Annotated in this window: 28 protein-coding genes and 1 riboswitch; of the genes, 2 read left to right on the forward strand and 26 right to left on the reverse strand. The window is 42.6% G+C overall.

What is annotated here, in order from left to right; translation table 11 throughout:
• Nucleotides 1-4: 4 nt before the first annotated feature.
• From SLH55_RS12970 to SLH55_RS13070, 21 genes are all read right to left on the reverse strand, one after another.
• Nucleotides 5-1,600, reverse strand: a complete 1,596-nt coding sequence (locus SLH55_RS12970; protein WP_308807583.1) for a long-chain-fatty-acid--CoA ligase — start codon at nt 1,598-1,600, stop codon at nt 5-7.
• Nucleotides 1,601-1,646: 46 nt separating this feature from the next.
• A complete protein-coding gene (locus SLH55_RS12975) occupies nt 1,647-2,396 on the reverse strand; it encodes a glucose 1-dehydrogenase (protein WP_320323601.1) in 750 nt (249 codons plus the stop codon).
• A 19-nt stretch (nt 2,397-2,415) separates the two neighbouring features.
• The gene (locus tag SLH55_RS12980) at nt 2,416-3,645 is read right to left on the reverse strand and encodes an acyl-CoA dehydrogenase family protein (protein ID WP_320323602.1); all 1,230 of its coding nucleotides are present in this window, start codon (nt 3,643-3,645) and stop codon (nt 2,416-2,418) included.
• Nucleotides 3,646-3,681: 36 nt separating this feature from the next.
• Nucleotides 3,682-4,455 (reverse strand): SDR family oxidoreductase, encoded by a 774-nt coding sequence (locus SLH55_RS12985; protein WP_320323603.1) that lies wholly within the window; start codon nt 4,453-4,455, stop codon nt 3,682-3,684.
• A 170-nt stretch (nt 4,456-4,625) separates the two neighbouring features.
• Complete coding sequence (locus SLH55_RS12990; RefSeq protein ID WP_320323604.1) at nt 4,626-6,011, reverse strand: L-cystine transporter; 1,386 nt, start codon at nt 6,009-6,011, stop codon at nt 4,626-4,628.
• Nucleotides 6,012-6,119: 108 nt separating this feature from the next.
• A complete protein-coding gene (gene thiE, locus SLH55_RS12995) occupies nt 6,120-6,764 on the reverse strand; it encodes a thiamine phosphate synthase (protein ID WP_219169965.1) in 645 nt (214 codons plus the stop codon).
• Entirely contained in the window at nt 6,761-7,570 is an 810-nt protein-coding gene (gene thiD, locus SLH55_RS13000) for a bifunctional hydroxymethylpyrimidine kinase/phosphomethylpyrimidine kinase (protein WP_320323605.1), read from the reverse strand. The genes thiE and thiD overlap by 4 nt, the downstream gene beginning before the upstream one ends.
• Before the next feature lie 17 nt (nt 7,571-7,587).
• The gene (locus tag SLH55_RS13005) at nt 7,588-8,610 is read right to left on the reverse strand and encodes a thiazole biosynthesis adenylyltransferase ThiF (RefSeq protein WP_320323606.1); all 1,023 of its coding nucleotides are present in this window, start codon (nt 8,608-8,610) and stop codon (nt 7,588-7,590) included.
• Nucleotides 8,607-9,371 (reverse strand): thiazole synthase, encoded by a 765-nt coding sequence (locus tag SLH55_RS13010; RefSeq protein ID WP_219169958.1) that lies wholly within the window; start codon nt 9,369-9,371, stop codon nt 8,607-8,609. Before SLH55_RS13010 ends, SLH55_RS13005 begins: the two co-directional genes overlap by 4 nt.
• A 1-nt stretch (nt 9,372) precedes the next feature.
• A complete protein-coding gene (gene thiS / locus SLH55_RS13015) occupies nt 9,373-9,576 on the reverse strand; it encodes a sulfur carrier protein ThiS (RefSeq protein WP_219169956.1) in 204 nt (67 codons plus the stop codon).
• 4 nt (nt 9,577-9,580) lie between these two features.
• A complete protein-coding gene (gene thiO, locus SLH55_RS13020) occupies nt 9,581-10,678 on the reverse strand; it encodes a glycine oxidase ThiO (protein ID WP_219169954.1) in 1,098 nt (365 codons plus the stop codon).
• Nucleotides 10,662-11,303 carry a thiazole tautomerase TenI gene (gene tenI, locus SLH55_RS13025; protein WP_320323607.1) on the reverse strand — a complete coding sequence of 214 codons (642 nt, stop codon included), beginning with the start codon at nt 11,301-11,303 and terminating at the stop codon, nt 10,662-10,664. Before tenI ends, thiO begins: the two co-directional genes overlap by 17 nt.
• Entirely contained in the window at nt 11,293-12,096 is an 804-nt protein-coding gene (locus tag SLH55_RS13030; RefSeq protein ID WP_413787094.1) for an energy-coupling factor transporter transmembrane component T family protein, read from the reverse strand. The genes tenI and SLH55_RS13030 overlap by 11 nt, the downstream gene beginning before the upstream one ends.
• Complete coding sequence (locus SLH55_RS13035) at nt 12,093-13,520, reverse strand: ABC transporter ATP-binding protein (protein WP_413787095.1); 1,428 nt, start codon at nt 13,518-13,520, stop codon at nt 12,093-12,095. Before SLH55_RS13035 ends, SLH55_RS13030 begins: the two co-directional genes overlap by 4 nt.
• Before the next feature lie 13 nt (nt 13,521-13,533).
• Nucleotides 13,534-14,112 carry an ECF transporter S component gene (locus tag SLH55_RS13040; protein ID WP_219169947.1) on the reverse strand — a complete coding sequence of 193 codons (579 nt, stop codon included), beginning with the start codon at nt 14,110-14,112 and terminating at the stop codon, nt 13,534-13,536.
• The gene (tenA, locus tag SLH55_RS13045; RefSeq protein ID WP_320323609.1) at nt 14,105-14,812 is read right to left on the reverse strand and encodes a thiaminase II; all 708 of its coding nucleotides are present in this window, start codon (nt 14,810-14,812) and stop codon (nt 14,105-14,107) included. The genes SLH55_RS13040 and tenA overlap by 8 nt, the downstream gene beginning before the upstream one ends.
• Nucleotides 14,813-14,929: 117 nt before the next feature.
• Nucleotides 14,930-15,037, reverse strand: a riboswitch (TPP riboswitch).
• Between the two features lie 263 nt (nt 15,038-15,300).
• Entirely contained in the window at nt 15,301-15,900 is a 600-nt protein-coding gene (locus tag SLH55_RS13050; RefSeq protein WP_320323610.1) for a response regulator transcription factor, read from the reverse strand.
• A complete protein-coding gene (locus SLH55_RS13055; protein WP_219170291.1) occupies nt 15,897-17,033 on the reverse strand; it encodes a sensor histidine kinase in 1,137 nt (378 codons plus the stop codon). The genes SLH55_RS13050 and SLH55_RS13055 overlap by 4 nt, the downstream gene beginning before the upstream one ends.
• Nucleotides 17,034-17,169: 136 nt before the next feature.
• Complete coding sequence (locus SLH55_RS13060) at nt 17,170-17,367, reverse strand: hypothetical protein (protein ID WP_219169942.1); 198 nt, start codon at nt 17,365-17,367, stop codon at nt 17,170-17,172.
• Between the two features lie 152 nt (nt 17,368-17,519).
• A complete protein-coding gene (locus tag SLH55_RS13065) occupies nt 17,520-20,042 on the reverse strand; it encodes a cyanophycinase (RefSeq protein ID WP_320323611.1) in 2,523 nt (840 codons plus the stop codon).
• 194 nt (nt 20,043-20,236) lie between these two features.
• On the reverse strand, nt 20,237-20,518 hold the full coding sequence (locus SLH55_RS13070) for a DUF6509 family protein (RefSeq protein WP_219169938.1): 282 nt from the start codon (nt 20,516-20,518) through the stop codon (nt 20,237-20,239).
• Between the two features lie 173 nt (nt 20,519-20,691).
• Between SLH55_RS13070 and SLH55_RS13075 the strand changes: the two genes are divergently transcribed.
• A complete protein-coding gene (locus SLH55_RS13075) occupies nt 20,692-21,000 on the forward strand; it encodes a hypothetical protein (protein WP_320323612.1) in 309 nt (102 codons plus the stop codon).
• Nucleotides 21,001-21,049: 49 nt separating this feature from the next.
• Here SLH55_RS13075 and SLH55_RS13080 read toward each other — a convergent pair whose 3' ends face one another.
• On the reverse strand, nt 21,050-21,964 hold the full coding sequence (locus tag SLH55_RS13080) for a phosphatidate cytidylyltransferase (RefSeq protein WP_320323613.1): 915 nt from the start codon (nt 21,962-21,964) through the stop codon (nt 21,050-21,052).
• Between the two features lie 98 nt (nt 21,965-22,062).
• On the opposite strand from SLH55_RS13080, the gene SLH55_RS13085 reads away from it, so the two are divergent.
• A complete protein-coding gene (locus SLH55_RS13085; RefSeq protein WP_219169932.1) occupies nt 22,063-22,617 on the forward strand; it encodes a hypothetical protein in 555 nt (184 codons plus the stop codon).
• A 39-nt stretch (nt 22,618-22,656) separates the two neighbouring features.
• On the opposite strand, the gene SLH55_RS13090 is transcribed toward SLH55_RS13085, so the two are convergent.
• The 4 genes from SLH55_RS13090 to SLH55_RS13105 all read right to left on the reverse strand — a co-directional run bounded on the left by SLH55_RS13090 (nt 22,657) and on the right by SLH55_RS13105 (nt 26,053).
• The gene (locus SLH55_RS13090) at nt 22,657-23,244 is read right to left on the reverse strand and encodes a branched-chain amino acid aminotransferase (protein WP_219169930.1); all 588 of its coding nucleotides are present in this window, start codon (nt 23,242-23,244) and stop codon (nt 22,657-22,659) included.
• A 43-nt stretch (nt 23,245-23,287) separates the two neighbouring features.
• The gene (locus tag SLH55_RS13095; RefSeq protein WP_219169928.1) at nt 23,288-24,040 is read right to left on the reverse strand and encodes an exodeoxyribonuclease III; all 753 of its coding nucleotides are present in this window, start codon (nt 24,038-24,040) and stop codon (nt 23,288-23,290) included.
• A gap of 189 nt (nt 24,041-24,229) precedes the next feature.
• Nucleotides 24,230-25,558: a DEAD/DEAH box helicase gene (locus SLH55_RS13100; RefSeq protein WP_320323614.1), complete on the reverse strand. Its 1,329-nt coding sequence runs from the start codon at nt 25,556-25,558 to the stop codon at nt 24,230-24,232.
• Between the two features lie 198 nt (nt 25,559-25,756).
• Complete coding sequence (locus tag SLH55_RS13105) at nt 25,757-26,053, reverse strand: rhodanese-like domain-containing protein (RefSeq protein WP_320323615.1); 297 nt, start codon at nt 26,051-26,053, stop codon at nt 25,757-25,759.
• Between the last annotated feature and the right edge of the window lie 101 nt (nt 26,054-26,154).

Below are 26,154 nucleotides of genomic sequence, written 5' to 3' on the forward strand. Positions count from 1 at the left end.
TGAATTATATCACACTCTCCCGAAGGGCCCTTCTTAAAATCTTCCCTACACTCGTCTTTGGAAGTTCGTCCCGGAATTCGATGATCCTTGGTACTTTAAATGAAGACATATTTTCCTGACAGAACCTGATCAATTCTTGTTCTGACACCTTTTCCCCAGCCTTTAACACCATTACGGCTTTCACGGTTTCTCCCCGATATGAGTCAGGGACTCCGATCACGACTGCTTCCTGAACGCTTGGATGTTCATAAATGACTTCTTCCACTTCCCGGGGATACACGTTGTAACCTGAAGCAATGATCATATCTTTCTTGCGATCCACAATCGATACATATCCTTCATCATCCATCCGGGCAATGTCTCCTGTGTATAGCCATCCATCACGAAGGGCATTGGCGGTTTCTTCAGGTAAATTCCAGTACCCCTTCATAACTTGGGGACCTTTGATAATCAGCTCTCCAATGTCTCCTGGAGGTACTTCCTTCGTACCAGTCGCTAAATCCACTACCTTATAATCTGTAGACGGGAGGCCAATTCCGACGGTTCCAGGCTTCCGTTCTGCAAACGCAGGATTACAATGGGTCGTCGGAGAAGCTTCTGACAAGCCATATCCTTCCAATATCTTTGCCCCTGTTTTCTTCTCGAACTGGTTTAATAGTTCAACCGGCATGGGGGCACTTCCGCTATTGCATAACTTGATCGAATCAATTCCATACTCTTCAGCAGAAGGATGATTCGTAATCGCCACATACATGGTCGGCACACCTGGGAACAATGTGGGTTGCTCCCTCTTAATGGTTGATAATACTTCTGAGAGCTCAAAACGTGGTAGCAGGATCATTTCATTCGCTGAATAGATGGAAAGATTCATGCATGAATTCATTCCAAATACATGAAAGAAGGGAATCACACTCAGACTTCTTTCTTTCCCTGTTTGAATGCTTTCTTTAAAAAAGCGCTGACTTTGCATAACATTTGAAAGGATATTGCTATGTGTGAGCATGACGCCCTTAGATAAGCCTGTCGTTCCGCCTGTGTACTGAAGGACAGCCACATCTTCTGGCTGTATTGAAACGGGAGAAACCTCACCGTCCCCAACCTTCAAAAATCCATCAAACGTGTAATCAGTCTCTTGGTTCTCCCCTTGGAAGCTGACGACAATGATCGATTTCACCTTTGTTTCCTTTTGAATGGATTGAATAAGTGGAAAAAAGCGGTCTAATACAACAATTGTCTTCGCCCCGGAGTCATTTAGTAAATGAATGAGTTCCCTTTCAACTGACATCGGATTCACCTGTGTGACAATCCCGCCTGCGGTAAGAATTCCATAATATGAAATGACATATTGGGGACAGTTTGGGAGCATGATGGCTACCCGATCTTCTTTCTTCGTCCCGATTTGCTGAAGGGAAGAGGCAAACAATGTAACAGCACCTTGGAGTTCACTATACGCCATGCGCTTTTGATAGAAGCTTATACAAGGATGTGCAGGGTACGTAGTCGCGGTTTGTTGAAGCATATCAGGTATTGAGAAATCAATTGCCGGAATATCAGTCTCGAACGATACAGGGTAATGAGCGTGCCATGATTTAGTTGTCACAAGATCATTCCTTTCATTTCAGATATTTCATACGCCTCTGACTTGCCTAATAAATCAATCCACCACCATCTACTGGTAATGTGGCTCCAGTGATAAAGGAGGCTTCATCCGATGCCAGGAACAAGATCGCAGATGCCACTTCATCCGGGTTTCCTATCCTTCTGAGGGCATTTGATTTAGATATCACCGACCATTTCCTTTCATCCTTTTTCCACCCTTCAATGATGTTTGTATCGATGACACCTGGAGCTACAGCATTTACCCGGATACGATCTTTTCCATACTCCAGTGCGGCATTTTGCGTCAACAAAACCACTCCGCCTTTTGCAGCATTATAGGCTGATACGTATTTTCTTCCCTTCAAACCCAGAAGACTCGAAACATTCACGATGACCCCGCCTTTTTTCATCAGTTCCGGTACGCTATATTTCATACTCAGGAAAATGCTCTTTAAGTTGGTATCAAGGACATCATCCCATTCTGTTTCTTCTAAATCGACACTCTTGACTTCTGACTGTCCGATCCCTGCATTATTAACGAGGATATCCAGATTTCCGAAGTGCTCGACCGTTTTATGTACGAGCTCTTGAATACTTTCACTGTTTCTCACATTCGTTCTTACATATAATGCACGCCCTTTTTTTTCCCTGATGAGTCTAACTGTTTCTTCACCGGACGGTTCGTTCATATCTGCCACGACCACGGAAGCCCCTTCTTCAGAAAATTTCAGAGCGGTCGCACGTCCTATTCCACCACCCCCGCCAGTTATGATCGAAACCCTACCCGATAGCTTCATAATCAATCACTCTCTCTTCCTAGCTCTCTACCGGAGAGGCTTTTTGATATTTCTTCAGTTCTAATTTTGCGAGTTGAGCACGATGTACTTCATCTGGCCCGTCGGCAAGACGTAATGTGCGGGCATTCGCCCATTGTGCGGCCATTGAATGATCTCCTGATACCCCGGCAGCCCCAAATGCCTGAATCGCCCTGTCTATAACACGTAATGCCATGGAAGGAGCCACTACCTTTATCATCGCTATTTCCTGTTTGGCCAATTTATTTCCGACGGTATCCATCATATAAGCCGCTTTCATGGTCAGAAGGCGTGCCTGCTCGATTTCAATTCGTGAATCAGCGATCCATTCCATTACGACCCCCTGAGATGAAAGTTTCTTACCGAAAGCTTCCCTGTAATGAACGCGCTTACATAATTCCTCTAGCGCTCTTTCCGCTGCACCGATCAAACGCATGCAATGATGAATTCTGCCTGGACCTAACCGGCCTTGCGCAATGGCAAATCCTTTCCCTTCTGCCCAAATCATATTTTCAAGAGGCACACGTACATCGGTAAAGGTGATTTCACCGTGACCATGAGGGGCATGATCGTATCCAAAAACAGGAAGCATCCGCTCGATTTTAACACCCTCCGTGTCCAATGGTACAATGATCATCGATTGTTGTTCATGGCGACTTGCCCCAGGGTCTGTTTTCCCCATCAATATCGAGAAGTTGCACCTAGGATCACCAGCCCCGGATGACCACCATTTCGTGGCATTGATGACGTATTCATTTCCTTCCCGAACAATACTTGCCTTGATGTTAGTGGCATCGGATGAGGCAACTTCCGGCTCCGTCATCGAGAAACAGGAGCGGATCTCGCCATTGAGGAGGGGAATCAGATATTGCTCCTTTTGGGCAGGTGTTCCATAACGCTCTAATACTTCCATATTACCTGTATCGGGAGCATTGCAATTGAACACTTCCGGACCAATCAGGGACCTTCCCATGATCTCGCACAGCGGTGCGTATTCCACATTGCTTAACCCTGCACCAAAATCACTATCGGGGAGAAATAAGTTCCACAACCCTTGTTTCCTTGCTTCGGATTTTAATTCTTCCATGATAGGCGGGACGGTGCTCCAGCGAGTTTCTTGCCTATTAAGCTGTTCCTCATAAAATGATTCATTCGGATAAACATACTCTTGCATAAAACGGGATAGCTTATTTTGATATTCTTGTACTTTCGGAGAGTGGGAGAACTCCATGACATCCTTCCTTCCTTATTGATTTAATTTCACTTGTTACATGGCTGATGAGCCGCCATCCACCACAAGGACGGATCCCGTTACAAAATCAGATGCACGGGAAGCAAGGTATAGAGCCGCTCCCTTTAGATCATCTTCGTTGCCGAACCGATTTAATGGCGTACCTTCTAAAATGGCTTCCCCTGCATGGGAGAGGATTCCTTTAGACATTTTTGTCGGAAAGAAGCCTGGTGCGATTGCGTTAACATGTATGCCCCGAGAGCCCCATTTCACGGCAAGATCCTTCGTGAAATTGATGACTGCTGCTTTACTTGTACTATAGCCGATGGCATCCATATACCTTGGGTCAGTACCTTGAAGACCAGCTACAGATGCGATATTGATGATTTTCCCTTCCTGCTGTTCTAACATCAGCCTTCCTACGGCCTGTGACATAATGAAGGTCCCATTCACATTTACATTCATGACTTTATGCCATGCTTCAAGGGGCATTTCTTCTGCAGGAGCCCCCCATGAAGCTCCGCTGTTATTCACCAGGATGTCTATGCGGCCAAACGCTTTTTTGGTTTCATTCACAACCCTCTCGACTTCTTCAGGGTTCGTGACATCACATTGAAAGGAAAGAGCTTGAACACCGATACCCTCTAAACCCTTTTTGACTTCATCACATGCTTCTACATTTCTTGAACAGACAACAACATTGGCTCCTGCCTCTGCAAATCCCGTTGCGATTTGCTTTCCTAGACCCCTGCCTCCACCAGTCACCAGTGCCACCTTACCAGACAAATCAAATAAGCTCTTTACATGCATATTCCTGCCTCCCTATGTCATTCAGTCATTCACACACCAAAGATACTAACCGGTCGGTATGTTACTTCTATAGTAAATAATATTGTCTGAATTTTCAATTATAAAGACTTAAAAAAATAAAATTACTCATAAAAAAAACTGGCTCATCGGAGTATGAGCCAGCCCGACATTTAAGCGTCCGCTTCCATCATGTCTTTATTATAGGTTTCAGTATCAAGTTCTCCCGTTACCTTACTCGTTATGATACCCGATGTTATCGCTCCACTCACATTAACAGCTGTCCTTCCCATGTCAATCAAAGGTTCTATTGAAATCAATAGACCCGCTAACGCCACGGGAAGATCCATGGCAGACAAGACGAGAATAGCTGCAAATGTGGCACCACCGCCAACTCCTGCAACACCGAAGGAACTGATGGCAACGACAGCAACAAGCGTCAAAATAAACGAAGGGGTTAATGGGTCAATGCCAACCGTCGGCGCAATCATGACGGCAAGCATTGCAGGATATACACCGGCACATCCATTTTGTCCGATGGATAAACCGAAAGATCCCGAGAAGTTGGCAATCCCTTCTGATACACCGAGTTTATTTTTCTGAGTTTGAATGTTAAGGGGTAACGTCCCTGCACTGGACCTGGATGTAAAGGCAAAGGCCAATACGGGGAGTACTTTTTTCACATATGTGACCGGATTCAGTCCCGTAAGCGTCAGTAATATTAAATGAATCAAGAACATGATAATCAATGCAACATAGGAAGCACCTACAAATTCACCAAGCTTCATAATGGCATCGAAATCACTCAGTGCGACCGTTTTAGCCATAATGGCAAGCACTCCGAATGGCGTCAGCCTCAATACAAGGGTTACGATCCTCATTACGACTGCATAGAGAGAATCCACGATTTTCTTGAAGAATTCAGCCGCATCAGGTTCCTTACGCTGAACCCCTAAATAGGCGACACCGATGAAGGCTGCAAATATCACAACAGCTATGGTGGACGTTGCTCTTTCTCCGGTCAAATCAAGGAAAGGATTCTGAGGCAGGAGCTCCAAGATTTTTTGAGGATAGCTTTGACCTTCTAGAGCAGCTGCCCGCTCCTCCAATTGAACACCCCTTGCTGCTTCGGCATTTCCTTGATCAATTTGGATGGCTTCAAGGTCGAATGCTGCGGTTGTCGCAATTCCGACTGCAGCCGCAACAGCAGTAGTTCCCACAAGCAAACCGATGATCAATACAGAAATTTTCCCTAGATTAGAAGATCGTTTCAATTTTGTAAATGCTGAAAGAATCGACACAAACACGAGGGGCATGACAATCATTTGAAGCAGCTTAATATAACCTGTTCCCACAATATTGAACCATTCAATCGACTGGGTGACATTTTCATTCCCCGCATCATACACCCACTGTAAACTGAGACCGAAAACAATACCCAGTCCGAGCGCGCTAAAGACCCGCTTTGAAAACGAAACATTTTTTCTTTGCATATGAAATAAAACACCAATGAGAACAAGAAACACCAAAATGTTCAATAATACAAACCAGACATTCATTCAAAACCCTCCCTCTTATCGTTGTTGATAATACAAGTTAGACCGGGGTCTACTGTATAGTATGATAGAGGAGGTCAAGATATGTTGCTTTGTCCGATAAAAATCCATCTACATTGATTGTAAAAGATTATCCTGGACCGACTGGAATAGGATACGAGCTTGTTCCGGTTGTTTCGAAATCGCTGATATGACCGCTACACCATCTGAACCTGCTTCTAGAACTTCATGGACATTTCCGGTATGGATCCCTCCAATCCCTACCAACGGGAGGTGGATTCCCTCTTCCCTTATTGATTCAATCACCTTAGGTCCTTTAACGATTCTACAATCACTCTTTGTTGTCGTATGAAACATAGGGCCGACTCCAAGATAATCCGCACCTGACTCTAACGCGAGCTTGGCTTCCTTAACATTATGGGCTGAGACGCCAAGAATTTTATTCCCGATTTTTTTACGGACTTCCTCGATGGGATCGTCCTCTTGCCCTATATGTACACCATCTGCGTTCAATAACAATGCAAGCTCCACATCGTCATTGATGATAAAGGGTACACTGTACTTTTGACACAACTGCTGCAGTTCAAGAGCCAGTTCCATCATAGGCTTTCCTTTCAAACAACGAATCCCCTTTTCTCGAAATTGAAACATGGTAACCCCGCCTGAAAGTGCATCTTCCAACACACGGGCAGGAGATCTGTCACAATTTTGGCTGCCCATCACAAAATATAGCTTTAAAGAGTCTCTCAGAGTCATATTTTTACCTTTTCAAAATAAGCCCAATGATTCGTTGGCCCGTGTCCACTCCCGATCCCGAGAGAATGTGAGATGGCGGCTGTAATAAATCCCTTGGCAGTATGGACTGAATCATATACGGTGTTCCCTTTCGCCAATTCTGCTGTGATGACCGCTGAAAACGTACAGCCTGTTCCATGCGTGTGGGGCGTAGAGATTCTTGGACTTGTAAACTCATAAAATCCTTTTCCGTCATAGAGAATATCAGTGGCATATAATGATTGAGATTGTGACTGATGACCGCCCTTTATGACTACATGTTTTGCCCCCATCATGTAAAGGTCCTCCGCAGCTTTCCGGCAATCATCGACGTTCAGTATCTCTCTTCCGGTTAATGTTTCTGCTTCAGGTATATTGGGAGTGATGACGTAAGCAATCGGGATTAATTGATTAATCAATGTTTCAATGGATTTCTCTTCTAATAATGAAGCTCCCCCTTTCGCAATCATCACAGGATCGACTATAAGCTTTTCCCAGACTGAGGAGCTGGCGAATTCACTAACAGAAGCAATGATCTCCTCATTCACTAACATTCCCGTTTTTACAGCTTGGGGAGGTAAATCTTCAGCTACGGATATCAATTGTTCTATTACTTCCGTAGCCGACAATGGAAATACACCCTGCACACCATTTGTATTCTGTGCTGTAACAGCTGTAATGGCAGACATACCATAGACATGGCACTCTTGAAAGGTTTTTAGGTCCGCTTGAATGCCGGCACCGCCACTGCTATCCGACCCTGCAATTGTCAACGCTTTATACACCATCTGTATACACTCCTCTTTCAACCAAAATAACGATGATAAATTGATTTTGCTTTCATAATTTCTTTCGTTCCATGAATAAGTGCCCTTCCATCATAGAATAATACGACTTTGAGGGAATCTACCTTGAAGCTGATCAAATATGGATTCCTTTCCACGCGCTTGCCTTGGTTCTCAAGTGTTCTAGAAATGGCCAACAGGTTAACAGAGTGCCTTGAAGCTGGCCGGATTTGCACGGAATCCCGTCCACACAGGACGGCCGTTTTGGTTTGATTTTCATATCGAAGACTTGGGTACGTTCGATGTACACCACATGAAGGACATTCTTCTCTTTTCAAATTCCTCACATCCAGTGACACATGCTCATTTTTCCATAAATCGAAAGAGACTACCCTATGGCTGATAGATTCATAGTCTTCCACTAAAATCTTTAATGCCTCCGTCGTTTGATAGGCGACTACATGTGATACGGCAGGACTGATGATTCCTGCTGTGTCACATGTCAGGCCACCTATCGGGACTTCATTGAGTAAACAATGAAGACACGGTGTGACACCGGGAAGAATCGTGAATGAAATGCCATAGCTCCCTACACATGCTCCATAGAGCCAGGGGATGGAAAGTTTTTGGGATACATCATTCAAGATCATCCTCGTTTCAAAGTTGTCTGTAGCGTCGATGATCAGGTCCACACCCATAGCCAAGTTCAATAACTCTTCAGGCATGACATCCAGAATATGTGCTTCAATCTCAACCGAAGAATTGATTTCCTCCAGCCTGTTTTTGGCAGCGATCGCCTTTGGGAGATGATCTTTTGCATCTTGCTCGTTGTAAAGTTGCTGTCGTTGCAGATTGCTCCACTCGACGTAATCACGGTCCACGATCGTCAGCTTTCCAATGCCGGCACGAACGAGGACTTCGGCGTTCCCCGTGCCCAAAGCTCCTGCCCCAATGACCAGCACATGCTTATTCCTTATCCTTTCCTGGCCTTTTCTTCCAATGGGTGAAAATAAGACTTGTCTTGAATATCTCTCCTCATTCAAACACTCATCCCCTCCGTCGGGCTGCTGGCTGAAGCAAAGCGCTTTCGGGGGATTCTTCCAGCTTCATAACCAAAACGGCCACCCTCAATGGCAAGTCTCATGGCATTGGCCATCTTAACGGGATCTTTCGCTTGTGACACCGCCGTGTTCAACAACACAGCATCTGCGCCCAGTTCCATAGCAAAAGCAGCATCTGCAGGTGATCCAATTCCAGCATCAACGATGACAGGTACGTTTGCCTGCTCAATAATGAAGCGAAGATTTACCGGGTTCACAATTCCTTGCCCCGATCCGATCGGTGATGCACCAGGCATAATGGCATGTGCCCCCAACTCTTCCAATTTACTTGCCAGAACCACATCATCAGAAGTATAAGGGAGGACGGTGAATCCTTCTTTAATCAATTCTTCCGTGGCCTTCAGAGTTTCAACAGGATCAGGCAATAGAGTTTTGTCACATCCGATCACTTCCACCTTGATCATGTCACATAGCCCTGATGCCCTGGCTAACTGTGCATGCCGTACCGCTTCGCCCGCTGTTTTTGCACCAGCCGTGTTCGGTAATAATGAGTAGCTATCCAAGTCGAGTTTTTCTAAGAAATTGGGTTGACTGGGCTCGAATATATTCATTCTCCTTACCGTGAACGTAAGAATCTCTGCACCAGAAACCTCGACTGCTTTCTTCTGAATATCAAAATTAGGATATTTCCCTGTTCCTAACAATAATCTGGAATGGAATGTATAGTTTCCGATTTTCAACATGTTAACCGCCTCCTACGAATTGAACCAGTTCAATGGTATCTCCATTTTCAACTGTTGCCTTTTCATGTTCTTCTCTTCTTAAAATGGTGTGATTCTGTTCAACCATAATCGTTCGATTCTTCAATTTGAAATGGTGTATAAGATCTTCTATCGTAAAGATTGTGTCAGGGACTGTCACCAGCTGTCCATTAATCTTTAATTCCACTTTCTCAACTCCCTACGTGTGAATGTAGTAATCGATTCTCCTTGCCTTCTATAAGGTCTGCCATCATGACTCCTGTGATGGGAGCCAGGAGAATACCATTCCGGTAGTGCCCCGTTGCAATGGAGAGCCCTTCCCACCTTTCACTCCTTCCGATGATCGGTAGTCCTCCTTGTGTTTGCGGCCGAATACCTGACCAGGCTTTTTCCCAATCGGCATGGATCAGTTCTGGTAAAATATCTGTAGCTTTCTTCATTAAACTCATCATCCCGCTAACGGAAATGGTCTCATCAAAAGTATGAGCGTGTTCTGTTGCGCCTATTAGAAATCGCCCCCCCACCTTCGGAACGATGTAGCAGCCCTCAGTGAAAATGGTCCTCTCCACCAGTTTCCGGGAACATTTCACCGAAAAGCATTCCCCTTTGACTGGATAAGAGTGAAGTGTCACACCGACTCTCTCCAATAGAGATTGACTCCACGCACCGCCCGCAACGATTATTTCAGATGCATATAAGGGACCGATTGACGTTTGAACTCCCGATATTCTACTTCCTTCAACAATAAAGTCGTATACATCCGTATACTCATTGACTTGAGCCCCTAATCTGACTGACGCGAGCCCTAACGCTTCTGTCAGCTTTGGTGCCGCGACGTTCCCATCACGTGGAATGAACAAACCGCCTGTCGCCTTCTTAGAGAGAAGAGGTTCGAAGGCTGAAAGCTTTGGAGAGGATAGCCATTCTACCTCTTCATCCTGATCCAATTTGGTAGCAACACTTATTAAAGTCTGTGCCTCTTCCTCTGTCCTTGCCAGTTTGACCATTCCATTTTCAACATACTCTATATCCATACCCGTTACTTCTTTTAATTCACGCGCAAGAACGGGGTACATATTCCGGCTGTTCTTAGCCACCCTATAGAGGGGGCTTCCCCCATTTAACTCCGTATGTACCCCAAGCATTCCCGCTGCAGCTTTTGATGCTTTGGATGCCAATTGATTCTTCTCAATCAGCAATGCTTTTTTTCCTCTTTTGGTAAGCTGGTACAGAATGGAGCAGCCGATTACCCCTCCCCCTACAATCAAGACATCATATTGTTTCGCCAAGCTGGTTCACCTCCTTATGGATTGCCTTATAATAAGTACGGGCTGCTTCGAGAGGATTTTCTGAAAGAAAGATACCTGATAATACCGCGATACCCTTTGCACCGCTTCTCACAATGTCTTCAACTCGTTCCGGTGTAATACCCCCGATGGCAATAATGGGCAGAGGGATGTTCGAAACGATGTCTTCTAAATCAACAGTCCCCTTGCCTTCTTTCCCTGGTTTAGACGTCGTTTCATAAACATTCCCATATAGAAGAAAATCTGCCCCTTGGTCATATGCCCATTGTGCTTCTTCTATGCTGTGCACCGATGAACCGATTTTCAAGGATGGAAAACGTTCCTTCACAAGACATACAGGAGCACTATGATGTCCAAGGTGGACTCCTCTTACGTGTTTCATACAAGCAATGTCTGCACGGTCATTGATGCACAGCTTCCTTAAAGGAACACCAGCAGCTGTTAATTCATCGACGGTTTTAATCAACTCCGCCCCTGTCCAGCTTTTTTCGCGAATATGAAGCATATCGATATAGGGATGGATGGTTTTCGATATTTCCACCAATTCTTCCCTTGATTGCTGACCAGTGGAAATGACATGTAGTCGTCGCCTCTTTTCAGTTTCCATAACGAACATCTCCCGTCGGAAATATTGGTAGATAAATAGAAAGGATATAACTTAAAGAAATCAGAGTGATGATGCTCAGAATAAAATAGCCATCAAATTTCGAAAATCCTACTTTGTAGTAATAGGTTCTCTCCCCATCTCCCTCAAATCCTTTTGTTTCCATGGCAACTGCAATTCTGTGAGCCCTCCTGATACTTCGTGCCAGTAAGGGGATGGAATAGGACTCTATGATATGGAATAGTTTCTTAAAGCCTTTTTGTTCACGGGTGCCCCTGACTCTCCGTGCATTCCGGATGGTATTGAACTCTTCCATCATGATGGGGATCAGTCTTATCCCGGTCATAAAACTATATGCATACTTCGGCTTAAGTCCCAATTGCTGCATAAGCGAATAAAACAGCAGGACAGGTCTCGTCGTCAGAGCAAATAAGAGGCCCAAAACAGCGAATAGGAATGCCCTTAATCCAATATGAATTCCCCTATAAAAACTCTCCTCTGTCACTTGGATCATCCCCCAAGAAAGCCACGTTGTCTCCCCTTTCCCGAACATGATCATTGAGGAAGACGTAGAGAGAAATACAAGGAAAAATGGCATGGTCATTAACATCACTAACCTACTCGCATATCCAGAGAATGACCACAATAAGAGGAAAGCGAACAAAGTCAAATACACTAGCCAGTTCAAGTAATGAACGAATAGTAAAAATAGAAAAAGGGCAACCATTACGATCAATTTCATACTCGGGTTAATGTGATGGAGCCAGGTGTGTTTATGAACGATTTCCATATTCACAATGCTTTACTCCTCACTACTTCTACACCCTCATCTTGACTCAGTCTTCCATTTTCAATCGTCCATACCCTGGTGGCAAAATGACGGATGATTTCAATATCGTGAGTCACCATCAATATAGTTGCGCCTTCTTGCTGTAACTCGAAAAGCATTTCAATTAGTTCGAACGTATTAAGAGCGTCCTGTCCGAAGGTTGGTTCATCCAATAACAGAATCTCCTTACTGGGAACGATGGATGCTGCAACACTTAATCTGCGTTTTTGACCCATAGATAAAGAATAAGGATGATGTTCCTTAAATGTACGAAGATGGAATCGCTGGAGTAGCTCATGAACATTTCTTTCCACACTCTCTTCGGTGAAGCTCTTTAGCCGGTAGCTATAGGCCACTTCATCAAAAACGGAATGGGTGACAAACTGTAATTCGGGATTTTGAAATACGAACGCACAATCTTTCGGAACTTTTTTCCTTTTGACCTGTATTCCATTTAATTCGTACGTACCGCTCGTATGAATGAATTTCATTAAGCTGTGAAGTAACGTTGATTTCCCTGCACCATTCTCTCCTGTTATAGCAATCCATTCCCCTTTACGGATTTCGGCATGAGGCAAATGAACCTTTTCTTTCTTTTGAATATAGCCTTTAAAATCCTCCAGTCTTGCAATCACAGGTCCCAACGAGGGAATCTCCCTCGTTTGACGGGATGTCAGATACTCCTTCCAGGCGTCCGGATACCAGACACCCAAGCTCTTCAACGTACCTTTGTAATGGTTCAGGATCCACTCCTTCGCTCCATCCGCCATAATGGTTCCATTTGAATCGAAAACGATGATTCGATCGATCATGTCAAGGACGTGATCAAGTTTATGCTCTACGATTACCAGTGTTTTATCTAAACAGATCTCTTTTATTGTTTTCCAAACAGATGTTGTACTTTGCTCATCCAACATCGAAGTCGGTTCGTCCAGGAACAATGTATCTGGCACCGAGGCAAGAGCAGAAGCAATGGCCAATTTCTGCTTCATGCCTCCTGATAATGTTGAGATTTTCGTATGGGGATCATCAAGTTCCAATCCCACCTCAGATAATAACCGTCGGATTTCACCTTTCATCTTTTCACGGGGAGTCCGTAAATTCTCCAGCACAAAGGCCAATTCTTCATCAACGAAGGGCATACAAAATTGTGAGTCCGGATCTTGAAATACATAGCCATAAGATTCTGATGCCTCCAAGTTTGCAGCTCTCATGGGAACATCCACAGATCTGGGGATCACCCCTGATAAAACATGGAGAAGTGTTGATTTACCACATCCGGATGGTCCCAATAGCAATACTTTCTCCCCTTCCTTGATTGACAGACTGACATCATTAAACATCCGTTTTTCCGATCCGGGAAATGTAAGTCGAAGTTTTTCGACATGCATACGCATCACCCCTTTAATGGTTCAATACATCGTAATCATCTTGATTTGCTCGTCTTACTAGACTTGTGACTCCTGTTTTCTCAAGAGCCCTTACCACATAAAAAGATCCTGCACCTGCGATGACAATCGATCCAAGTATTCTCACAACGATGAATAATGTCAAATTCCAAAGGACTAAATCCCCTATATACCCTTTCATGTAATCCATTAAAATGGAGCCACATGCAGACCCAACAGCCGCTAAACATATAATTGAAAGATCATAGCGTTTATATTTCGTTAGGAAGAAAACCAATTCTGCCATCAATCCCTGAATCACTCCGAATAAAAGAACCTCGAGTCCCCATTCTGAACCCATTAGAAACTCTCCTGAAGAAGCGGCTATTTCTGCTAAAATGGCGACTCCCGGTTTTCGGATAATCAAAAATGCCACTGTGGCCGCCATGAACCACATTCCATAGATAAATTGATCTGCATGCAATCCAATTGGTTTCAACAAATTATAAAATGGCCCCCAAAGCTTATAAATGACGCCAAACATAATGGAAATGACCACCGTCACTAAAATGTCGGTCAGTTTTAATTTAGACATGTGGTTCACTCATTTCCTTACCTGCATACAGGGCATGCTGAAACGGCCATTGTTCAAGGGTATAAGCCATCTCCCAAAACTGTAATTCATAAATGCTGCTTAAAATGAAATTATCTTTCATTCTTTCTTTGTCACATTCGGTCATGGATTCTGCCAATTCATCAAGTCGTTGGATTTGTTCTTCCACTAGCTCTTTAAACCACTCCCCTCCGTATGCCTTAATCCATTCCTGATAAACAGGCTCTTCCGGTGTGCAAAATTTCAGGCGTTCCCCCACTTCGTAATAGAGCCAATAGCATGGGAGGATCGCCGCCAGGATATCAGCTAGACCCCCATACCGTGCGGAACGATACATATGCGAGGTATAGGCATATGCCGTAGGGGCAGGCCTGAAATTCTTTCTTTCCTCTTCGGTAATGCCTAATTGCTTGGAGAAATTTTCATGTAATGAAAGCTCTGCTTCATTCGTCCCTACAGCGTGCGTTGCCATTCGTGATGTCGTATGTAGATCCAATGCCTTTGATGCACCAAGCGCCTGCACCTTTGAGAAATGTGAAAGGTAATAGGCATCTTGCAAAAGATAGTACTTGAACTTCTCGATTGGTAGCGTTCCATCCCCTATTCCTTTAACGAAAGGATGTTGAAAGCTCGCATCCCAAATTTCATTGACTTCGTTTCGTAGTACTTTTGAAAATGACATAATTTCCTGCTCCTTTTCCAGACGACCCGAAATGGGCAACAAAAAAGCCACTTCCCGTGATGCATACAGCATACAGAAAGTGGCTTGAGATCAGAATGATAGACTAGTATTCTTTGCGACCGTCAAACACCACTTCCCTACGCTGGTCTCAACCAGATCAGGTTCGAAGGGTCTTAAAGTAACACTTTAATCTCAGCCTTTTAGAAGGCACCCCTAGTGGATCGTCTTATGAAATTTTGTTTTCGTTGTAATCGTATCATGATACTTTTAGTTGTCAACATAAAAAAACAATTCATGTTATATTTTCAGTTACCAATCGGCCGTCGGATCCAGTGGCAGCAAAAGGTTGTACAGCAGATTAAATGCAATAAATTTTTTATAAAAAAGTTCATCAGACCATTTTTGTCTGCCTATCAGCACTGAATGAACATCCATAAACTTGCAATTTAATAAGAGGGACGGACCTTCTTGAAGGTCCGTCCCTCTCTTTATTTAAACCACCCTTTTTCTTTGGATTGTGTGATGGCTTCGATTCGATTTTTCACTTCAAGCTTGTCGAGTATGGTGGAGATATAGTTCCTGACAGTACCTGTTTTAAGCTTTAATTCATCAGCGATTTCCTTTGTGTTCTTCCCTTCGGCAACGAGCTCCAGCACTTCTTTTTCACGGTCTGTGAGAGGGTTTTCTTCGCTGTAGACATCATCCATCAACTCCGGTGCGTAGATACGCTTACCGTCCATTACCAGGCGGATTGAGTTTGCCAGTTCTTCACTGGGACTGTCCTTCAACAAGTAACCCTTTACTCCTCCTTTTAAAGCACGCTGGAAATAACCGGATCTTGCAAAAGTAGTAAGGATGATCACCTTACATTCTTCACCTTTCAACTCCTCTGCAGCTTCAAGGCCTGTCTTTTTAGGCATTTCGATATCCATGATGCAGATATCCGGCTTGAGTTCATGCACGAGGGAAATGGCTTCTTCACCGTTGCCGGCTTTCCCTACCACTTCCATATCATCTTCCAAACTCAAAAGAGACCCCAGGGCACCCAACAGCATTCGCTGATCTTCGGCAATCACAATTCGAATCATTCCATTCCCTCCCTGTCTGTCTGTTTGATTACTTTAGGCACCCGCATGATCAGGGTGGTGCCTTCCCCCGAAACAATGTCCAGACTGCCATTGACAAATTCCAGTCGCTCCCTCATCCCGATCAGACCGCTTCCTCCTGACTGTGTGTAATCACTTCCGATCCCCACACCGTCATCTTTCACCACAATCGTCATCTCTTTATCGGATTCTTCCAAGGTGAGTTCACAATAAGAAGCCTTGCTATGTTTGACCACATTTGTGACAGCCTCTTTTAAGCACATGCTTAATATATTCTCCATGAAGAGTGATAAATGAGGGAGGGAGTCGTCTTCATTCATTATGAATTCAATTTCAGCCGCCTTTAAGAGCTGCTTTATCCTGACGATCTCATCCATCAATCGGATTCCCCTCATCTGGGAAACCATTGTCCTTACCTCACTCAAAGCCGTTCTCGCCGTTTGTTGAACGTCTTTTAATTCTTGTCGTGCCTGCTCTGGATCTTTATACACCAATTTCCTCGCCAGGTCACTTTTTAAACCGATCAGAGAAAGCTTCTGCCCAAGCGTATCATGCAGATCCCGCGCAATCCTTTGCCTTTCTTCTTGCTTGACAAGGTCTGAAATACGCTTGTTGGCATCTTCCAACTGGTCTTCGAGCTGCACTTGTTTATTTCGATTATAGATATTGAAAGGTAGAAGAATGACGCTGATCCAGATGATCAATATGAATGGAAATTGTGACAGGAACAATTCATTCTGCAAAACGAAGTTATAGTTGATGGATGCAGTCGTCAATACAAGGTGGATGATATATAGGGTTAAAAAGGCGACCCGATTTTTTATATTTCCGTTGTAATAGGCTATGTAAAAGGCGAAATAGATGAAATTAAACTGAATGGTCATGGTGATGGAGATCGCAATCAATATCGATGTCCATAAATACACCGGCCAATCCTTCGAAATAAAAGCGAAACGTAAAGAGATAAAGAATGCTATGGTCAAAGAAATCCCGACCGCAATTTCAATTGTAGAAGAAGACTGAAAGATAAAGTAAAAGGGCAGGATACTGATGATGCTCCAAATATATGGTGAAATTCCTGAACCTTTTTGGATGTTGATTATTTTTTTCGGCATTTGCATGCTGAATACCTCTTTTGCTTCAATATTTTAAACGGTTCTCCTATATTATGACATAAATGACCCTGATTTTCATATGTAGCTCATTTTAAAGAACTGTTTATCTCTTGCTGATTTGTTGCTTATATATAGGCTAATATTTCCGGTTTTGAATTCTTTTTTGCTTCTCCATGACCTCATAAGATTTGTGAATGATGTCTGTTAAGACGTCACCTTTATAAACCCTTCCAATTTTTGTATTCCGTTGATAGTATTCTACAATTTCGTCCAATTTCTCTGAAGTTTCTTTATCAACCCTTACATTAAGTTGCATTTTCCCTTGATCTGACAAGGTTCGACCTCCTCATCTATCAACTTGATATCATTTGCTAGCAATCTGTTATCAATAGTATATCAGATGCTATAACGGATATATACAGTTCAATTGTCATATTAGCCAAATAAAAAACCCGGGCACATTCCGCCCAGGCTGTTCAACCACATTTAATTATTCTCAATCATGACTTCGACCGGTTTGATATCCATTTCCACACCAAAGAATGAATAATCATCCTTGTTTCCATCTTTATATCCCCAGAACCCCTCTGTTCCACTTCCTTTTCTGAAGGTAAGTTCAAACCCTTCATATTCAGAAAAGCTGTAACTCTTCACTTCATCCATCCGGGCGTTATCTAAGAGACTGTAACTCAAATAGTTTGCAAGTGTCGGGTGCGGCGTCAATACTCCCGTATGCGGTGCGGCGTAATAATCATAGTATTCGTAATCATTGGTTGATAGTTTATGATCACTGATGGAAAACTCTTTAGTCTCTAGATTAAATTGATCTCCTGAAGTGATCCATGATAAACGGATGTCTTCATACGTATGAGACGACGGTGAAAGATCTGACTGACTTAAATCGACTATCGATACCCCGCCTCGTCCCTTTACCTCCACCGTCCTGGATTGGTTATCCACTATCAAGGCGGTGTCTTCATCGATTCCATAAGATAATTCGTTTTCTTCTCCATAAACTGCCGTTGTAGCAATCAATCGTCCCAATCGTGCTTTTTTATCAAAGTGTTGGTCAACGATACCATACGGGAAGAAACCAAGCCCCTTTTCCAGGTATCCAGGTCCACCTTCTTGCTGAGACATCCCGTCATATGAATCAGTATAGCCCTTAGCTAACGTATCGTAGCTTCCACCACCTGCGATCATGACATCACTCATGATGGCGGCACCTGCACTTGTCCCACCAAGAACCGCTCCATTACGGTAGATTTCCCAGATGTTTTCCAGGGCCAGTGATTTCGTTCCGTCTCCGTTCAAAAGTGCATCAGTGATATCTGTTTGATCTCCACCAACAAACCAGATCCCATCATAATCTAGAATGCGGCCTGCAATATCGGGGTGATTCTTATTATCTGTCCATTCTGATTCATCCTCTTCCGTTCCTTTGAAGTCATGATTGGATATGGGAAGGATATCAATTTGTTCTGGCGGGTAGCCATACGAGGTCAAATCCTCTTTAAATGTTTTGGAAGACTTCAAACTGGAACTTGCTGCAGGGATGATTCCGATTTTTCCAGTTTCACCGGCTCGCTCAATGAATTCTTTATACACTTCCTCATTGCTGCTACCTAATGCCCCGCCAACGATGACAAGGCTTCCCTTTGTGTCGGGATCAAAGGCACTCTCGGATGTATCAAGTGGAGTTTCCTTAAAGTCTTCAAGCCGGTCTTTTTCATTAAAGCTGACCTTCACAGGAGATACATCCATTTTCACATGAAGTAAGGAGTAAGTATCTTTTTGACCATCCTGATAACCCCAGAATCCGTTTGTATCTTCACCTTGCTTGAAGGTAAGTTCAAAACCCTTTCCTTTACTGTCATAGAGGTAACTGGTGACCTCAGTAACGGCTTCATTATCCACAAGTGAATACGAGAGATAGTGAGGCAATGTCCCATAAGATGAAAGGACCCCGGTAGCTTGAAGAGGTTTGAAATTATAATATTCATAGTCTTTTGTTTCTACCTTATCTTCCTCAATCATATACTCTTTCGTTTTCACTTTAAGTTCATCGCCAGGAGAAAGATAACTGATATCCAGATCCCTAATCTCGTTCCTTGATGTTTTGGCGCTTTCAACATCTACGATTGTGACATTGCTTTTTCCCAAGACAGAAACCGTCCCTTCTTGATTATTCACCACCATTGCCGTATCCTCATCGATCCCATATGCCAACTCATCAGGTGATTTAAAACGCAGTGCTGTAACTGCCAGTCTGCCCAGGCGGGATCGCTCATTGAAATGTTGATCCACGATGCCCCATTGAAAGAATCCCAGTCCTTTTTCTATATAAATAGGAGCATATTCTTCGTTGGGGTTCGATACATCCTCAGTTGTAAACTCCTGTCGAAGGCCGCCGAGACTGTCTCCACCCGTAATCATGACGTCACTCATGATGGCGGCTCCAGCGCTTGTCCCACCAATTACCGCCCCTCTTTCATAAATACCCCAAATTTCTTCCAGAGCCTTTGTCTTTTCACCATTCCTCATCGTTAACGCATCCGTAATTTTCAACTGATCACCACCGACAAACCAAATGCCTGTCAGCTTTTTAATCTGTTTTCTGATCTGTTTATTTTCAGCGTTGACCTTCCATAAGCTTTCATCTTCTTCTGTCCCTGAGAAATCATAAGAAGAAATGGGAAGGATTTCGATGGATTCTTCATCCACTCCATAAGAAATCAGATCCTCTTTAAATTGGTTAGAAGATTTCAAAGAATCTGAAGCTGATGGGATGATCCCGATCTTTGCTTTTTTCTTCCCCCCAGATAGTTCTATGAACTTTTCATACACATTCGAATTACTGCTTCCTAAAGCACCTCCAACAATCAACAGATTCCCTTTGATATTTTTTTCTTTTTTGGCCAATATGTCAGTTGTGGCCAGGCTTGCAATCAATCCCAATACAGTCAATACGATAAATAGTTTTTTCACTTTCCCCCAATAGTCCTTCATCCACCATTCTCCCTTCTGTTCACTCATTCATTTTGTTAACATGCAAATTCCATGCCAACTCATTGATCTCTGAATTATCAGTCATTTAATAAAGAATGGGTTCTCATTGGACATTTTTGGTGTTACATACCAACAACCAATAATAAAAAAACATCATCCCGATATCAGTGAATGGGATGATGTTCTGTATCTATTTATTGGATATGCTCCTGACAATATGCCAAAATGAGGTTCTCTTCCTCTTCTTCTAACTCGAAGTCCATGATTGACTCAGTGTTTCTTTCAAGGATCGTGGATTGTACAATCCTTGCTCCATTGTCGTCTCTGACAAAGATGGCCTTTATGTATATACCCTGTTCTGAATACAGCTCATCGTCCTCGGGTACTTCGATATCAAGAATCACTTCATAGCGATCTCCACTTAAAATACCGGTTGGATCTTTTAATTCTTCAGCATGGTGATTGGTAATATTCATGGTTCTAACTTCCTTTCAAGTACTAAACATGTTTCTTCCATCCTCTTATTATACACCTTGAACCCTTGATTTTAAAATGTATTATCCTAAGACTGAAAAAGGATATGAATAGGCTTCCTTCTCAGACTTCGATATAATAAAAACAAGAACAACCGTTTAAGGAGAGATACTAAGTGAATTCTAAAGAAATGCAAGAAAAAATCATTCAAAATTACCAGAAGGACGAGCATATGATGATCCTTGTATTTGCACAGTGGTGTGTGAATCATGATCTCGATCCTGCCACCCTTTATCAAAAAGCTTATCCAGAGCAAGGTGAAAACCCTGCCCTGCAGCAAGGAATCGACTTGACCGTCCCTAAAGAAGAATCCGAAGACATTCCAGATAGCACTTTACTTGGCGTCCTTTCCCTATTCGGGAATGATGACCTTGCTTATGTCGTGACAGAAGAAATCAACAACCGCTCCAAGGAGAAAAGATAAAAAGCATAAGGGGGACGGACCTATTAAAGGTCCGTCCCCCTAAGTTTCTTCACATGAAGTCAAAGTAATACCGGATGATGTGAAAGAATATGGGTGAAGTGTAGGCTAAGCTGTCGACGCGATTGAGGTAGCTTTCTTTTAATGAGGCCATTCTTTCTCGATCACCGATGAGAAGATCCCTTTTCAATACGGAAATCGTCAAACTGCCTACAAAACCACTGATGCTGATGATCAGCCCTGAGAGGATCCCGAATTTCAAGTCGAGTGGTGTTAAAAAAGGGTATGTGAAATAGGACACCCCTGTCGTAACCAGCACCGCAGATAAAAAGCCTTCCCACGTAATGGCAGGATTAGATGTCGGTACTACCTTACGCTTACCAATATAAATGGATACCACAAATTGTACGATGTCACTCACCTGAGTGAGGACAACCAGGAACAGAACAAGATTCGCTCCATATTCGGGATTTGCAACCTGGTAATAAGCGAGATGACTCAACCCAAAAACCATGAGCATCAGTCCCCATTGAGTAGAACTGACAGAACGAAGAAATCCCAATGTTCCCTTCCCTAAAAGCCTGGGCAGCGGCAAAAGTAAGAATACGTATACAGGAATAAACACTATGAACATCCCATACCATCCAATATATATCCAGTAAAACTGAATCGGGATCGATAAATAAGCCCATAGGAAGATTCGCCTGTCGGCTTTCCGCGTTTTCATCATGGAGAAATACTCTTTAAGGGAAAAGAAGCAGAGAACCATTAAAGATAACATGGAGATGATTGGATTGAACAAAGTCGCCAAACAAAAAACCCCAAACATCCCCCACCATGTTTTTACCCTTAAGGAAATTCTGGAGAAGTCTTTTTCACTTTGCTTTCTCTTAATCTGTAAAAACAGGACGTTCACAACGACCAATCCTATAAATATTATAAATAAAGTCCAAATGGCCGATTCCATATTCATCCCCCTTATTGAAATGACCGTATTCAAGCGGTTCATTTATTGTATAATTAAGCATATGGGAAATTCTACTACTTTAAAAGAGGGAATGAGCTATGAATAGTCAATATATCTATATTTTACTGACGGATACCGGAACACTGTTTACAAAATCCATCAAAAAGTACACGAAAGCTCCATACAACCATGCGTCCATTTCCTTTGACCGTGAACTGACTGAGTTATACAGCTTCGGTCGTAAACATCCTAACAACCCCATAAATGGAGGATTTGTAAAAGAGGATATCTACCAGGGAACATACAGTAAATACCCCCATACCACGTGCGTCATTTATCAATTGGAAGTAACGGACCGGAATATCGAAAAGATGAAACGGGTATTGAATGTTTTTAAAAGGAGCCGCAATAAATTTCTTTATAATATCCTTGGAGTATTTGGCGTATCAATGAATGAACCCGTCGAATTCAGCAACTCATACTTTTGTTCCCAGTTTGTAGCAGAGATCCTTCATCGCTCAGGGATCAAACTGTGGGATAAGCTGCCTGCACTGATTACTCCTGAGGATTTCAGAAAGCACCAAGATTTCCATCTCGTATATGAAGGGAAATTGTTTGAATACGATCCAATCAAACAACATAAGGCCAAATAAAATCCCCCTCGGAAATGGTTTTTCGAGAGGGATAATGAATTATGCTTCCTCCATGTTTTGAAGGAGATTAAACAAAAATTCATATATAAGTTCATATACTGACAGTATTGATTGTCTTTCATTAAAATCACGAAGATCATTCAATGTAAAATTCAGGTCCCACAGCCCATCCTCGCCATTAAACAACAGATCATATGACGATTCACTTTCAAGGGACTCTTCTAAGTACCGCTCGATCTGACTCCGATACTTCTTTTGAAGCTTTAACCCAAGCATGGCATCATACGTCCCAAAGACATCGTCCACTTCCAACGAGACAGCTTCCACTCCAATCATTGTAAACCAAATGGATTCGAGGAAAACGAACTCGTTTTTTTGCTCTTTCAGGTAGGTGATGGGCTGGTGAAGAAATATCGGGGATTCCTGACTGATCAGTTCTTCGGTTTCTTTATCACAACGCTCGATATACGCCTCCTGAAAACGGGAATCTGCATCTGGAGAAGTTATCTCATCAGCATCCAGTAATCCGTACTTTAAGGCATATTCCCTTTCCTGTTTGAATAAAGGAACCGCACCTTCAGATTCTTTTGTTTCGTCAATGTATTGTTTCAATCTTTTTTGTAACATTCCTTTTCCTCCTCAAAACTTTACGCCTTAGTTCTGGTATGTACTACTCTAACTCTAAGTATACAGGACAATGATCACTGCCGAGAATATCAGAGTGAATTTCAGCCTTTTTTATTGAAGGAGCTAAATGTTTGGATAGGATAAAGTAATCAATTCTCCATCCGATATTTCGTTCACGCACATTACTCATATATGACCACCAACTGTAGGCATCATCCTTTTCAGGGTGAAGATATCGAAAACTGTCTACAAACCCGTCCTGAAGGAGCAACGTCATTTTCCCCCGCTCTTCATCGGTGAAACCTGAATTTCCCCGATTCGATTTATCGTTTTTCAGGTCGATCTCAGCATGAGCGACGTTTAAATCCCCACATAGAATGACCGGCTTATGATGGTTCAATTCAACAAGGTATACTCTTAAAGTATCCTCCCACTCCAGACGTTCCTCAATCCTTGAAAGGTCCCTTTTTGAATTAGGTGTATATACATTCACCAAATAAAAAGAATCAAATTCACACGTTATGATCCTTCCCTCGATTTCTTTTTCTCCATCACCAAACCCATATGAAACAGTGAGCGGCTTCTGTTTCGTGAAGACGGCAGTTCCTGAATACCCCTTCCGGATAGCATAATTCCAAAACTGATGATATCCATTTATATCCAATGAAATTTGACCTTCCTGAAGCTTTGTTTCCTGCAGGCAAAATATATCCGCATCCATCCGGTGAAAATAATCTAAAAACCCTTTTTTCACACATGCTCTAATTCCATTTACATTCCATGATACCAGCTTCATAGTATTCTATTAAACCCCTTTTCTCTTAACAATTTCCCTTATTATCGTACCATAAAAACTAACTGCGCTATTCATTATACCGATATAATATACTCGCATTCATATATTATTCTAGAATAACTATGTTTTTCTACCCTTATTATTCCACAATAAAAAACCATGCGTGGCATGGTTTTTAGGTTATTACTTTTAATTATGACTACCCGGTTTGGTCCTTTTTCCGCTTTTTTTCCCATTTACATCAGAGCGTGTTTTCTTTCCTTTTAAAGTCACGGAACCAGATTGGTTTCCTTCAGACTTCTTGACCTTGGGTTCATCCGCTCTCTTTAATTGTTCCATATTTTTGCTTTTCCCTTGTCTTCTTTCCCCCTTGTTCTTGGAAGATGACTTGGTTTTTAGCTTTATGGTATTGCCAAGATTTTGTTTCTGAATCCGGCTGTTTAATTCTGTTTCTATATCGTCCAGAAGACCTCTCTCTTCAGAAGAGTAGAGAGTATAAGCAAGACCTGTTTCCCCTGCTCTCCCCGTCCTGCCGATTCGGTGAATGTAGGTTTCTGCATCGAGTGGCATATCATAGTTGAATACATGTGTGACTCCCTCGATATCCAATCCTCTTGATGCAACATCCGTCGCCACTAACATCGGTACATCCCCTGCTCTAAAATGCTCCATTATTGTTTCACGCTTCTCTTGGGGTATATCACCATGAAGTTCAGAAACATGAAAGCCTTTTGACCTTAATACTTGATATAATTTCGAAACCCTACGTTTTGTTCTGCAAAAAACGATGGATTTCTTAGGCTGAAACGCCTCAATTAATTGAATAACTGTGTCCTGTTTTGCACGATCCACTGTGAAAATGGCATATTGATTGATGGAAGTCGCTTTATTCCTTTCCGCTACCTCGATGAATCGTGGTGAGTTCATGTACTTTTTCCCCAGCTTTTTGATTTCAGGAGGAATCGTAGCAGAAAATAGCATGGTTTGTCGCTTAGCTGGTGTTTTCCTTAAGATTTCTTCTACTTTATTCAGGAACCCTATCTGAAGAAGTTGATCTGCTTCATCAATGACTAAAAATTTCAGATGTGATAAGTTTAGGTTCCCTCTTTTCACATGATCCAAAAGCCGTCCAGGAGTTCCAACAATGATATTGACGTGTTGCTCCAGCTCTTTTATTTCCTCTTCATGGCTTTTACCTCCGTAGACAGAGAGAACGCTGAACCCTTTGTTATCGGCCGTGAGCTTTTTTATTTCACTCGTTACTTGGATGGCCAATTCACGCGTTGGGGTAATGATCAAACTTTGTATATCTTTCGTATTTGCTTTACTTTTATCTAATATAGGTAAAACATAAGTGAATGTTTTGCCTGTACCGGTTTGAGCTTTGGCTATGACATCTTGTCCATCAAGGAGAGTGGGGATCACGTTTTCTTGTATGGGTGTCGGCTTTTCTATACCTTTGGTCGATAATATTTTCTGTAATCCAACGGATATTCCTAGGGATGAAAAAGAGTTCAATGAACATTCCTACTTTCTTAATACGATTTTAGACTTGTCTACTAATACTGAATGTTTTATCGTGAAAATGCAAGAATAAAAAAAGGACTCCCCATAAGGAATCCTTCAGATGAAAATCTTGTTTTCTTTCAGATAATTCACTTTTACGATTGAAAAGATCTTAGTTACTCTACTCTTTGCAATATTAAGCAGAAAAGCTTATTCAGTCGGACCTTCCCAAGACATCATTCCACCTGTCATATTGATGACATCAAACCCTTGATTCTCAAGGAATTGTGCTGCTTGTCCACTTCTACCCCCGGAACGGCAAACCATGATATATTCTTTTGACTTCTCCAACTCACCCATACGACTCTCAACTTGTCCTAAAGGAATATGCTTAGCAGTAGGAATCATCCCTGAAGCCACTTCATCATCTTCACGTACATCTAGGATGTTTAACGATTGGTTTTCGTTTAATAATTCTTCAACCTGTTTTGCTGTTAATTGTTTCATTGTCTATTCCTCCCATTTATTGCAGTAAATCAATAATTTCTTCATGATCAATAATATACCCTATATGGTATATTGTCAACCAAATAAAAATACGATCATAC

This window comes from Rossellomorea sp. YZS02 (genome assembly GCF_033963925.1).
Lineage (GTDB): Bacteria > Bacillota > Bacilli > Bacillales > Bacillaceae_B > Rossellomorea.